This is a genomic window from Chryseobacterium sp. PvR013 (assembly GCF_017833095.1).
GTDB classification, from domain to species: Bacteria; Bacteroidota; Bacteroidia; order Flavobacteriales; family Weeksellaceae; genus Chryseobacterium; species Chryseobacterium culicis_A.
The window spans coordinates 3,689,976-3,702,705 of record NZ_JAFIBT010000001.1; the positions used below are offsets into that span (position 1 = coordinate 3,689,976).

At 36.9% G+C, this 12,730-nt stretch carries 13 protein-coding genes; 8 read left to right on the plus strand and 5 right to left on the minus strand.

The window, feature by feature from the left end; genetic code table 11:
* Nucleotides 1-126: 126 nt before the first annotated feature.
* From JOE44_RS16750 to JOE44_RS16770, 5 genes are all read left to right on the plus strand, one after another.
* Nucleotides 127-1,434: a hypothetical protein gene (locus JOE44_RS16750; RefSeq protein ID WP_209786445.1), complete on the plus strand. Its 1,308-nt coding sequence runs from the start codon at nucleotides 127-129 to the stop codon at nucleotides 1,432-1,434.
* A gap of 171 nt (nucleotides 1,435-1,605) precedes the next feature.
* On the plus strand, nucleotides 1,606-1,839 hold the full coding sequence (locus JOE44_RS16755; RefSeq protein WP_209786446.1) for a hypothetical protein: 234 nt from the start codon (nucleotides 1,606-1,608) through the stop codon (nucleotides 1,837-1,839).
* Between the two features lie 154 nt (nucleotides 1,840-1,993).
* On the plus strand, nucleotides 1,994-2,590 hold the full coding sequence (locus tag JOE44_RS16760) for a porin family protein (RefSeq protein WP_209786447.1): 597 nt from the start codon (nucleotides 1,994-1,996) through the stop codon (nucleotides 2,588-2,590).
* A 77-nt stretch (nucleotides 2,591-2,667) separates the two neighbouring features.
* Complete coding sequence (locus JOE44_RS16765; RefSeq protein ID WP_209786448.1) at nucleotides 2,668-3,729, plus strand: histidine kinase; 1,062 nt, start codon at nucleotides 2,668-2,670, stop codon at nucleotides 3,727-3,729.
* Nucleotides 3,719-4,453 (plus strand): LytTR family DNA-binding domain-containing protein, encoded by a 735-nt coding sequence (locus tag JOE44_RS16770; RefSeq protein ID WP_209786449.1) that lies wholly within the window; start codon nucleotides 3,719-3,721, stop codon nucleotides 4,451-4,453. Before JOE44_RS16765 ends, JOE44_RS16770 begins: the two co-directional genes overlap by 11 nt.
* A 58-nt stretch (nucleotides 4,454-4,511) precedes the next feature.
* On the opposite strand, the gene JOE44_RS16775 is transcribed toward JOE44_RS16770, so the two are convergent.
* From JOE44_RS16775 to JOE44_RS16795, 5 genes are all read right to left on the minus strand, one after another.
* Nucleotides 4,512-5,420 carry a DUF6268 family outer membrane beta-barrel protein gene (locus JOE44_RS16775; RefSeq protein WP_209786450.1) on the minus strand — a complete coding sequence of 303 codons (909 nt, stop codon included), beginning with the start codon at nucleotides 5,418-5,420 and terminating at the stop codon, nucleotides 4,512-4,514.
* 98 nt (nucleotides 5,421-5,518) lie between these two features.
* On the minus strand, nucleotides 5,519-6,739 hold the full coding sequence (locus JOE44_RS16780) for a multidrug effflux MFS transporter (RefSeq protein WP_209786451.1): 1,221 nt from the start codon (nucleotides 6,737-6,739) through the stop codon (nucleotides 5,519-5,521).
* 169 nt (nucleotides 6,740-6,908) lie between these two features.
* On the minus strand, nucleotides 6,909-7,727 hold the full coding sequence (locus JOE44_RS16785; RefSeq protein WP_209786452.1) for a helix-turn-helix domain-containing protein: 819 nt from the start codon (nucleotides 7,725-7,727) through the stop codon (nucleotides 6,909-6,911).
* A 273-nt stretch (nucleotides 7,728-8,000) separates the two neighbouring features.
* Complete coding sequence (gene thiL / locus JOE44_RS16790) at nucleotides 8,001-9,053, minus strand: thiamine-phosphate kinase (RefSeq protein ID WP_209786453.1); 1,053 nt, start codon at nucleotides 9,051-9,053, stop codon at nucleotides 8,001-8,003.
* 95 nt (nucleotides 9,054-9,148) lie between these two features.
* A complete protein-coding gene (locus tag JOE44_RS16795; RefSeq protein ID WP_209789236.1) occupies nucleotides 9,149-9,643 on the minus strand; it encodes an acyl-CoA thioesterase in 495 nt (164 codons plus the stop codon).
* A gap of 114 nt (nucleotides 9,644-9,757) precedes the next feature.
* Here JOE44_RS16795 and JOE44_RS16800 point away from each other — a divergent pair, with 114 nt between their 5' ends.
* From JOE44_RS16800 to JOE44_RS16810, 3 genes are read left to right on the plus strand one after another with little or no spacing between them, the layout of a single operon-like run.
* The gene (locus JOE44_RS16800; RefSeq protein WP_209786454.1) at nucleotides 9,758-10,960 is read left to right on the plus strand and encodes an NAD(P)/FAD-dependent oxidoreductase; all 1,203 of its coding nucleotides are present in this window, start codon (nucleotides 9,758-9,760) and stop codon (nucleotides 10,958-10,960) included.
* A 31-nt stretch (nucleotides 10,961-10,991) separates the two neighbouring features.
* Nucleotides 10,992-12,293: an alpha/beta hydrolase gene (locus JOE44_RS16805; protein ID WP_209786455.1), complete on the plus strand. Its 1,302-nt coding sequence runs from the start codon at nucleotides 10,992-10,994 to the stop codon at nucleotides 12,291-12,293.
* Nucleotides 12,294-12,315: 22 nt separating this feature from the next.
* Nucleotides 12,316-12,729, plus strand: a complete 414-nt coding sequence (locus JOE44_RS16810) for a hypothetical protein (protein ID WP_209786456.1) — start codon at nucleotides 12,316-12,318, stop codon at nucleotides 12,727-12,729.
* The last annotated feature ends 1 nt before the right edge of the window (nucleotide 12,730 follow it).

Sequence of the window (12,730 nt, forward strand, 5' to 3'; positions counted from 1 at the left end):
TTTTTATTTTTCATATAATAGAAACATAATCAAAAATCATTATGCTGTTGATGTTAATTTAACACAATTCTTTTGTACGTTTTAAATAATTCACTTAATTTTGATTAAACCTTAAAATCACTTTATATGAAAATGAAATCTAACCACTTCAAAATTGGCAGAAAATTTTACTTTTCTTTTCTTTTATCTATTTTCTGTTTGTTTATTTTAACGTCTTGTTCTCAGGATGATCCGGCGGATCTTCCTGCTGAAAAAACTACAGAGCCTGCTCCTATGAAGACTTTGGGAAACCTGACTTTACAGAAGAATGTTATTATTCTTAATGATGAGTCAATAAATGCAATTTCCACTCATAATGATGGAGAAATTACATTCAGCCGCATGACTCCGCAAACTGACAGTATTTCTATAGGAACTGTTATTGTAGGGACCAAGATAGAAGGAGATCAGGTGAACACCATTCTTTCAAAAGTAAGTGCTGTTTCAAAATTGAATAACCAATTTAAAGTACAGACTTCCAGTGCGAAACTTGAAGAGTTTATCTACAGCGGAACACTAAGCGGAGTGTATGATCCATCAGGGAAAGCTTCTGTTAATATTGATGGCAGAATGGTAAATTACATTCCTGTAGAAGGTATGGTTTCTGAGCAAATCAACCAAAGAATACATTCTATTGAAGCAAAAAACCTTCAAAACCAGAAATTAATTACCTTCAACCGTTACAATTTCAATAAAACGTTTTCATTTCCTTTATCTTCAGCAGGAACATCCAGCGTGAATGTAAAAGGAGGATTTACGCCAAAGATTGATTATAATATCACATTCTCATGGGGACATTTATCCAACTTCTATGTTAACCTCATCATGGATGATATCAAACTTCAGAGCTCTGCTAGTATTGTAGGAAGCCTGGGCTACACCGCAAGTACTACAGACTACCTGAATATCCCTATTGTACCTATCGTTTTGGGACCTACCGGACTGATCTTAAGCCCGACTCTTTCTGCCGGACCTTTTCTGGGAGTACAGGCTACAGGAAAAGTACAGGCTCAGCTTTTGGATCTTGAGGGAAATGCTAACTTCTTAGTAAGCAAAAATCCAGAGATTAACATTAATCTTCAAAAGAAATCAGAACCTGCTATCACTGTTGCAGAGGGGAATTTATCTGCTGAAGGTGGTTTAGAAGCAAAAGGAGCTGTAGGGCTTATGTTTCTTACCATTCCTATTGCCAACTCAGGGTTGAAAGGAAGAGCTTCTGCCCTTTCCTCTTTAGGGTTAACAATTGTTCCTCAAAGAAAAGGAGTGATTACTGTAAAAGGTAAAATCCAGGCTGATATGTTCTATGGTTTTGGAATCGCCCCTTTAAGATATGAAGGAACCATTCCTCTTTTTACAAAAGAACGCATGCTGTATCAGAAGGAATTCAGTTTTTAAGACACACACACATTCTATCGATCATAAGGAAGCCACTCTTGCAGTGGCTTTTCTTTTCAAAAAACACCTGCACATAATTCATTTACAATTAATTAAGACAATTTTATTATATTTACAAAGATGTACAATTTTAAACTATAACATTTAATACCTAATTAAATCATGAAAACAATGAAAAAACTTTTAAGAAAAGACTTATCTACAATTCTGGGCAGCGGAATAGATGGTTGTCATATGGGAGGTAACTCTTATAATTGTCAGGATGACTGCCAGTGCGCATGGGGATATGCCTGTGAAATGTATGAAGACGGAAATCCGGGACAATGCATTGCCGTAGGTGGTGGTGGAAACCCTGGCGGCGGGGGATGTAATCCTCCTTCTATTTGTGAAGAACAGCCTTATTAGTCATAAAAAAACCGGAAGTAGTCATGCTTCCGGTTTTATTTTTTTCATCAGGAAACAGATTTTTGTCAAAGCATCTCTGCCATTCATCAAATAAAATTTCATCCCCTACTTCATAATTGTTGTTTTGCAACAAATTATTAACAACACTTAATTTATGAAGCAGCAATTTTTAGCGCTGAGCTCCCTGTTATTTTGCATCTCCTGCACTATAGAAACTAAAGCACAGCAAACCCCAGCTTTTCACATCGGAGTAAAGGGCGGAGTAAATTTCACCAAAACATCCACGGAATCTTCTTCTTTAGAAGGGAAATACGGATTCGGTTATCAGGCAGGAGTAATGACGAGAATGGACCTCGGAAAACTGTATCTGCAGGGAGAGGCTCTCTTCAACAAAAGAAAAACAACCTACGAATCCCAAGACGGAAGCTCTTCAAAACTTTCATGGAACGCTATTGATATTCCTGTAGTGGTAGGATATAAGTTGATTAAAACTGATGATTTTAATGTAAGGATATTTGCTGGAGGCGTATACAGCTATGCCTTCAACAATAAAATATCTACTTCCCAGGCTCTGCTGGAAGGCTTTAAAAAGTTTGACAAGTCCAATATTGGAGTTACGGGAGGCCTGGGATTAGATTATAAGAATTTCACAGTAGATTTGAGGTATGAGACCAGTCTTTCAAGCATCAGTAAAGAATTTAAGTCCAAACCCCACAGTTTTTCCCTTGGGATAGGTTATTTCCTGTTCTAAAAAACTTAAATTATCTTTACCATTAGAAACTGTTTTCCCTGCAGTTTCTAATTTTTTTATAACCTATTTCCAATTCCATGACAAAATCTTTTATTGTAAAAGAATACATATTTACTTTTATTTTCTGGCTTGTTTTAGCCATTGTATTGTGGTTTAATTTCCAGAGTACAACAGAATCTTACCTTGCAATGACTCAGGCTGCGATTATTGCGGCATTCTCGTTTACATTTACTCATTTTTTAACCAATAAGTTTCTTCCGAAGGCTCTTCGTGAAAAGAAAATGAAACTGTTTCTGGTGCAGCTGGTATTGGTGATTTTCATGCTTAGTCTGGTTTTCTCCATTATATTCACCTATCTTGAAGTGGAGCCCAAAGAACAACTCCCGGAAAACTTCAGAGATCATTTACCTTTTTTGTGGAAAGGCTTTTATATGTCTCTGCCTGCCTCATTTCTGATCAACGGAGCAGCGTGTGGTGTAAAATTTTACAATGAACATGGAAGAATAGAGCGTGATCATATTCTCCTTCAGCAGGCTCATCTGGAAAACCAGCTCAAACTTCTTCAGGATCAGATCAATCCGCATGTGGTGTTTAATATCCTGAATCATATTCATATCCTGATGAAAACGGATACCCAGCTTGCCGATTTTTTACTGATGAAATTTTCGGATATTCTCCGGTACCAGCTGTATCATTGCAATCAGCCACTGGTTCCTTTGGATAAAGAAATTGAGTATCTCCAAAACCTTGTTGAGGTAGAAAAACTGAGGTGGGGAAATGAACTGGATGTAAAAGCCCAATGGCAGATCAACAACAGAAAAGCTTTTATTGCCCCCTTACTTTTGGTGCCTTTTATAGAAAATGCATTTAAATATGTTTGCAGGCTTCCGGGGCATAAAGGTTATGTGAAAATCTCCTGTAAAGAAAAGAATAACAGTCTGTATTTTTATGTTGAAAATTCCTGTTCGGATATGACAACCTATAAAAAGAAAGACGGAACGGGAGGAATTGGTCTTCAAAATGTAAAAAAACGTCTAAAATTACAATATCCGGGCTCCCATGACCTGAATATCGAATCTACTAGCCACATCTTTAAAATAACATTAATACTAACATTATCTGACAGTTATGAGCTATAATATTCCCAAAATGAAATGTCTGATTATAGATGATGAGCCACTGGCAAGATTTCATCTCAAAGAACTTGCTGATCAGATTGATTTTTTATCGGTGGAAGGAACCTGTGCTACAGCGCTGGAAGCTGATACCAAAGTAAAGGAAACAGAAATAGACCTCCTCTTCCTGGATATCAATATGCCTTACCTCACTGGCCTGGAATTTTTGGAACAGCTTGAAAATCCTCCTTTATGCATTCTTACTACAGCGTATTCTGAATATGCGCTGGAAGGCTTCCGTCTGCAGGTAGTGGATTATCTTTTAAAACCCATTGCTTTCAACCGTTTTTATCAGGCGGTAAATAAGGCACAGCAGCAGTTTATCATCAGTGAAAAGCTGAAAAAAAATACTTCTCTAGATGATCCTTTTCTGTATGTGAGGCAGTCTGATAGTTTCATTAAGGTTTCGTGGGTAGATATTCTGTACATTGAGAGTATGCAGAATTATACCAAGCTTCATTTTAAAGATAAATCACTGATTATTCATCAGACCATGAAAGCTATTGAAGAATCTCTTCCTTCAGATCATTTTTTCAGGATTCATAAATCCTACCTCATCAATATTACCCATATTGACATGATTTCAGGAGGACGTCTTTTCATTAATAAAATTGAACTTCCTATATCCCGTACCCGAAAGGAAGAATTACTTAACCAGGTGGTTTATAAGAAATTAATAAGTAAATAGCTGGAAGAGAGAAGCTGGAAGCAGGGAGTTATGAAATTCCCCGCCTCCGGCATTTTTTTTATGGAAGATTCCAGCGTAGTGATACTGCAGCGTAAAATGTGCTTGAAAATCTCGGATCAGCTATTTTTTTGTCTCTGAAAATGCTGCTGATTTTCCGGTCATTTTCACTAAAGCTTCTCAATATCGCTGTTCCTCCCGTAAGACGTACAGTGAGCTTGTCACTGATTTTTAATTCCGGTCTGAGTCCTGCGGTGATCTGCTGGTAACCTAATAACATTGATTTTCCGTTTATACTTCTCTCTGCGGTCATTCCATTCAGTTCTACAACAGCTTTTAAAGCAAATTTATCGGAGAAAAGATATCCGGCTTCCATTCCTTCCGGGAAGTTAATCTTGAATTTAATCTTTCCGTTGGTTTTCCAGTCGAAATAGATCCATGGTAAAATCATAGGGACACCAAAAGCAGTGGTAAGCACCGGTCCGGCTCCTAACGAAAGGTTAGGATTAAAATGCCTGATAAATAAAATTCCACCCTGTCCCAGCACATCATCGAAATCTATTTTTTCAAGGTCTGTATATACTCCTACAGATGCCGTCATCATCATACTCCATTTTTTACCCAAAGGTCTCATATGCTGTATTCCGACCTGTGCGTTCAGCATCTGATCCGGAAATAATGCAGTTTCGTAATTTTTGTGGGCCATCTTTGCATAAGATCCGCTTAGCAGCATAGACCATGCTCTTACTTTTCCATCCTTATCTTTTTTTACAGATAACGGAATGCTGAGGTTCAGATCTACTCTCTTAAAATCACTTTTAGAATTGGTTTTTGTGCTGTCTTCCGGACGGATATAGCTGGAAGCAGGAATGTATTCGGTTTTAAGCTCTGCGGAGATGCCGGACTGTGCATTCACCCAATATCCCAATGGCAATATACAGCATAGAGCTGTCGAAAGGGTTCTTTTCATATTTTAAATTTTATGCAAAGAGAACCCTTTAACTATTTTTTACAAAAATTACTTGATTAAGTGTCTGGATTGTATGACAACAGGATCAAATAAGGGGATTAATTTTCGGATTGGGCAACTATTGGAATAGTCACTTTTTGAGTCTTAAAAATACGATACCCGAACCACACTGCAATCAATGCCATTGCGGAACGTGTTACCACCATCGGAATGATAGAATCGGCCTCTAAAAACCCTATTAATCCTGATATTAAAAAGGTAACCATCAGCTGCATAAAACCCAATAATGCGGCCGCTGTTCCTCTTCCCTCTTTAAATGGAGATAAAGCATGAGCAGAAGTGATGGGAAACAGAATACCAATAGCTAATAATGACAGATACAACATTGCAATTTCCAGGGCCACAGAAAGGTTTTCTGCCGCAATGAGAATATGAAGGGAACAGACTACCAACAATACAATAGTAGCAGAAAATAAAAGGCTTGAATTGCTTATTCTTTTGATCAGCTTAGGCGTAATATAAGCTGCTGTTATCAATGCCAATGAATTAAAAGCGAATATAAAACTAAATGTACTGCTTGAAAAACCGTGTATCTCCATAAATAGAAACGGCGCATTTGAAATGTAAATAATCAAGGATGCAAAAGCAATGCTTCCTACCATGGTACTGTTGATAAAATCTCTGTTTGAAATGATCATTTTCAACTGCTCTTTTAATCCCTTTTCATTCAACATTTCATCATCAGAAAGATGAATTCTGGTATTGGTTTCCGGCACATATTTGTACACCATGAAGAAAGTAATCAGCCCCATGATACATAAAAAGGCAAAGGAACTGTTCCAGCCCCAGAATTTAAGGAATACACTTCCCAATAAAGGAGCTACAATCGGTGCAATTCCACTGATCTGCGACTGTTGTGAAAAGATAGTGACTGCTTTATTTTTATCATAGAGATCAATGATGATGGCTCTTCCGATCACAATCCCTGCGCTGCCTCCGAATGCCTGCAGAAAACGCATGGCCCATAACACATAAATATCGGATGTAAAATAAATGGCTGTTGCTCCTATAATAAAAAGCAAAAGTCCGCAGTATAACATCGGTTTTCGTCCTTTTTTATCAGATAAAGGTCCCCATAGCAGCTGTCCGAAAGCAAATCCGGCAAAGAAAACAGAAATGGATACCTGAATATGCCCGATATCGGTATTAAAAATCTTCGCCATACTTGGAAAAGCAGGAAGATAAAGATCTATACTTAGTGATTCTAACGTGTTGAGTAGTGCAAGAATAAACACTACAATATTCAAATTCTTCTTCATAAATAACAATAAGCCTTCGCAGGCGTTTTTTTCAGCTGCAAAATTGCTGTAAAAAGTATCGTTTTTCAATAAAAGAACTGAAGGAAGAACAGCACAAACTGAGGATTGCACTATGCACCAACGCCTGAATTATTTATTTACAATAAAAAATAAAGGAACATTCTGAGGATTAACCTTTTCTATCCCTGAACCCATCAGGATTCTGCCGGGTATGTTTTTTAAAAAAACGGGAAAAGTAAGAAGCATCACCAAAACCTAATTTAAAAGCAATCTCTTTTACCGTTAAAGCTCCAAAACTAAGCTCTCTTTTGGCTTCCAGAATAAGCCTTTGGGCAATCATTTTTTTCACCGTTGTTCCCCTGGAAATCCGGACAATATCATTAAGGTGATGGGCGCTTATTTTGAGCTGCTCAGCATAAAAATCAGTGTTTTTCTGAGTGATGTAGTGTTCTTCTATCAGTGCTACCAGTTGCTGAATCCTCGGTTTATCATCTTCCGATGTATTCTGCATCGTAATCTGATCCGTAATAATGAGACAGAAAGCTCTCAGATAGGCTTTTAAAATTTCAACACGTCCGGATCCAAGATACTCCTTTTTGATCATTGAAATCAGCATATTTCCGGTTTCACTGCTTTCTTCATCCAAAAAGAAAGGTCTGGCTCCGTTGGCCAGAACCACTTCAGTATCGCAGGCTTCTTTGAAAATTTCTTTGCTAATAGCCAAGACAGATCCTTTTTCCTTGCGGAGTTTCATATTAAAAACCTGTCCGGGAACAATAATACAGATCTGGTTGTTTTTTACAGGATAACTCTCAAAATCCAACTCAAGACTGCTGTCTGTATGAACTTCTTTAAACCAGATAATTTCAAAAAAATTATGCCGATGAATATCCTCGAAGTTTTCCGGATGTCCATTTTCTAAGGTGTTGACCTGAAATTCTTCAGACACCAGATTATGAACAGGAATATTTTTTTCAGATGAATTCATTGCTAATGTATTTGATCAAATAAAGCAAAAACCGCAGCAAAAAGTACTACGGTTTTCTTACAATATTTAAAATTAAATATAATTTTTCGGTTTTGGTATGTTATTTAACTAAAAACAAGATAATAAATTACACTCCAGACTGTTACAAAAAACAAGACAAAAACGAAAGACTCTTTCAGATTCTGATTTCTTTTTTTTATGTAGTGCTTGTACAGGGTAACTATTATAAATGTTATAATTACTAAACATGGTAATACGGTAAAAGTATACATCTTATTGGTTTAAAAAAGCATCCCATCCCTGAGCCGTAAGAGCCACGAGCTGGTTTGAACCTCTTGCTACCATAAAGTTTCCTTCTTCTTTTTCTACTGCATGTCCTATAATGGTAAAATCCGGGTGATTTTTAATTTTATCAAAGTCACCTGACGAAATGGTGAAAAGTAATTCATAATCTTCACCACCGCTTAAAGCAGTCATCACCGGATTCAAGTTCATTTCATCCGCGGTAGAGATGGTAAGACTGTCCATAGGAACTTTTTCCTCGTATAATCTGAACCCTACATTTGACTGATCTGAAAGGTGAAGGATTTCGGAAGCTAGACCGTCAGAAATATCAATCATAGAAGTTGGTTTAATATCCAGTTCTTCCAGAATCGTTTTAACGTCTGTTCTTGCTTCAGGCTTCAGCTGTCTTTCCAGAATATAGTCGTAACCTTCCATTTCCGGCTGCATATTAGGATCTGCAAGGTAAACGGCATGTTCTCTTTCCAGAATCTGTAAGCCCATGTATGCTCCGCCCAAATCTCCTGTTACGACAAGAAGATCGTTCGGTTTTGCGCCGCTTCTCTTTACAATGTTTTCTTCATTTTCAATTCCTACTGCTGTAATGCTCATTACCAATCCGGAATTGGAACTTGTAGTATCTCCTCCGATCAGATCAACTTTGTATCTTGTACAAGCAGCCTGAATTCCGGCATAGATTTCTTCTAAAGCTTCTACCGGAAAACGGTTGGATACCGCAAGAGAAACCAATATCTGTGTAGGAGTTGCATTCATAGCAGCAATATCGCTAAGGTTTACCACCACAGCTTTATATCCTAAATGCTTTAAAGGAACATATCCTAAGTTGAAATGTACACCTTCTGCCAGCACATCTGTTGTAAGAACTACTTTTTTGTTATCAGGATTAATAACCGCTGCATCATCTCCTACTCCAAGCTCCGAAGATTCATTGGATAGCGGAAAATGCTCTGTCAAATGTTTAATAAGACCGAATTCTCCTAATTTTGAAATGGGCGTCAGCTCCTGTGATTTATCTTCAAACATGATTTTTTTGTATTAATGTCCAATGTAAAAAGTATGAATGATTTAAAACTGCTTCTCAAACTCTAAACCTTGAACCTTGAATTTTAAACTTTGAATTATTTAATCAATTCTGCCGGGTCAATATTATGTGGATGGAAAGGGAATTTTTTGAAATCTTCTTTCGATAGCACAATGGTCTCCGGGCTTTTATATTTATTCATTGCTTCCACTACATCATCCGGTGGAGTGGTCATTTTTCTAAGCATCATATCAATCCATACTCCTGTAGCTTCTGCAGTAGCACAGTGCATTCCGTCAGGTGTATAGAACTTGTGTACGAAACGGTAGATAGAAGAATCTTCTGCACATCCGTCTATTTCCACACTTACGATTACGATCTGATCTGCATAGATTTCTTTGAAGAAAGAATATCTTTCATGCAGGATTACCGGGCCGATTCCCCATCTGCTCAGTTGGGTAACTCCCATTTTCTCTTTAGTCATGAAAGCCATTCTGGCTTGTGCACAATATTGTACATATGATGAATTGGCTAAGTGCTTATTGGCATCAAGATCGCTCCATCTTACTTCAAATTTATGGTAGAAAATCATATGAAAATCGTTTTGGGTCTCATTAAAATTATAATCTTCAAAAATACTCAAATAAGATGGTTTATAAAAATTGTACTTTTGAAAAAATAATCTTCCGCATAGGATTACACATACATGAAACAGATCATTATTATCGGAGGCGGTGCTGCAGGCTTTTTCTGTGCATCTAATCTTGACGAAAAGAAATATACAATTACGATTTTAGAACAGAATTCTGATGTCCTTCAGAAAGTTAAAATTTCCGGAGGCGGACGCTGTAATGTAACCCACGCCTGTTTTGACCCAAGAGGACTGGTTCAGTTTTATCCCCGTGGAAACAAGGAATTGCTAAGTGTCTTTACTAAATTTCAGCCTGGCGACACAATGGAATGGTTTGACCAGCGTAATGTTCCGCTGAAAATTGAGAACGATAACAGAACTTTCCCCGAAAGCAATTCTTCCCAGACCATTATCAATACTTTTCTGAATGAAACTCAAAAGAAAAATGTATCGGTAAAAACAAAATGTACGGTAAAAGAGATTGAAAAACTGGATGAAAAGTATATTGTAAAAACCAATTCAGGGGATTTTGAAGCAGATTATATTGTATATGCTACAGGAAGTTCTCCAAAATCGTTGAAAATCATAGAAACGCTGGGGCATAAAATTATAGATCTTGTTCCTTCTCTTTTTACATTTAATATTAAAGATGAATTGCTGAAAGATCTTCCGGGAACAAGTTTTGAAAATGCCGGAATTTCAATTCCAAAGCTGAAAACTGAAGAGAGCGGACCTTTGCTTATTACGCACTGGGGACTTTCAGGACCTGCAGTTCTGAAAATTTCTGCTTGGGAAGCCATAAGTCTGGCAAAACTTAAATATAACTTTGAAATTGAGGTCAATTTTATTTCCATAGAAATAGATGAAGCGGAAGAAATCTTCCATAATTTCAAACAAAGCAATCCTAAAAAAACTATTGGACAATCAAAGATCTTCGATATTACCAACCGGTTCTGGCAGAAGATTTTAGAGATTTCAAAAGTTGATCTTAATAAACAGGTGGCTAATATTTCCGGAAAGGAAATGCAGAAAATCCTTGAAAATCTTTGCAGGAAGAAGTTTCAGGTGACCGGAAAATCAACTTTTAAAGATGAGTTTGTGACAGCCGGAGGTGTTGATTTAAAGGAAATTAACTTCAAAAACATGTCTTCAAAACTGCTTCCTAATTTTTATATTGCCGGTGAAGTTCTTAATATAGATGCCGTAACCGGAGGATTCAACTTCCAGGCTTGCTGGAGTGAAGGATGGCTGATTGCTCAGGATCTCAACAGCTTATAAAAAAACATTATTTTTACTAAAAACTATACCCATGAAAAAAAATTTCGGTTTCATTCTTCTATTCTTCCTCTTTTTAGGATATAGTCAGGAAAAAACAATTGTTTCCGACTGGACTTCCTTCACGCAAGCTGTCAATATAGAGAATAAACAAAATTGGAACTTCCGTATAACGGCAAAAATCAGAAAAGAGAATGAGGATAATGGTTCCAATTGTGGATTATGGTGCAGAATAGATAATAAAGATCACACGGTAGGCTTTTTTGAAAACCAATATTATGGAATTCAAGTAACCAATGAGTGGAAAACGTATGAAATAAAAGGGACGATCAATGCTTCTGCACAAACTATGAATATCGGAGCTTTTGCCCAAAACAATGGCGATTTTTATTTTGACGATTTTAAGCTGGAAATCAATGATGGAAAGTCAAAAAAATGGATTGAAGTTCCGCTGGAAAACTCAGGTTTTGAAAAAGAGATTACCTCTTCCAATGGTTGGTTTGAAGGAATCCATTCCCAGAAAATAAAGCACGTAAAGCATTTTACCATTGGAAATTCGGATTACAAACCATTCAGTGGCAGCAAATCTTTGTTGATTAAAGGTCAGGGCATTATCGGAACAATGCCTGATGGGAAATTTATGGATGTTAATGGCATCAAACTATATTATGAAGTCTATGGAGAAGGAGAGCCTGTACTTATGCTTCATGGTAATGGCCAATCCATCAGCGCCTTTATGAACCAAAAAGATACGTTTGCTAAAAAATATAAGGTGATCATTGTAGATTGTCGCGAACGTGGAAGGTCTACTTATGACAAAACAAAAGAACTTACCTTTGATATTCAGACAGAGGATCTTAAGCAGTTTTTAGAGAAACTGAATATCAAAAAAACAAAAATTCTGGGCTGGAGTGACGGAGGAATTCTCGCACTGTCTATGGCCATGAAATATCCGGAGATGGTAGACAAAATAGCATGCTCAGGAGCCAATATTTTTCCTGAAGGAGTCAAAGATAATGATTTAAAATCCATGAAAGAAATGCTTGCCAGCCTTACCAAAGAGAATAAAGACCATAAAAATGATATCCTTATTGATCTTTTGAATCTGGACTTGAAGTATCCCCAATGGAAGTATGAAGACCTGAGTAAAATTCAGTGCCCATCATTGATCATTGCGGGTGATAAAGATCTTATAAAAACAGAACATACAGTAAAAATCGCAGAATCTATCCCAAAAGGACAATTAGCGATTATTCCTAATGCAAATCATTATGTTCCTGAAGAAAAACCGGAACTGTTCAATGAATTAGTGATTGATTTCTTTGAAAATAAATAACCAGAATACGATAATATTAATCATGAAAAAAATAGTAGCATTCATTTTATTTTTGGGGTTTGGGCTTGTTTTCTCACAAGCGCAGGAAACCAAAACGCTACCCACAGAAGATCATTCCAGAGATAAGTTTATTCCTGAACAAAGTAAGCAGGCAGAATATCCCGGCGGGCTTTCAGCATTTATGCGTGAGGTATCTCAAAAAATAAATACAAACCGAATAAAAGGAGCTAAAGGAAGAACAAGGTCACAAGCAAAGTTTTCTGTCAATGCCAAAGGTTATATTGAAACGATTATCGTAACCGGAGATAATGAATCCCTTAATCATGAAGTAGAAAGAGTGATGAAGTCTATGAAAACCCAATGGAAACCCGGAGAATATAAGGGGAATACCGTAATGATTTGGTTTAATCTTCCTTTCATTATTAATTTTGAATAAT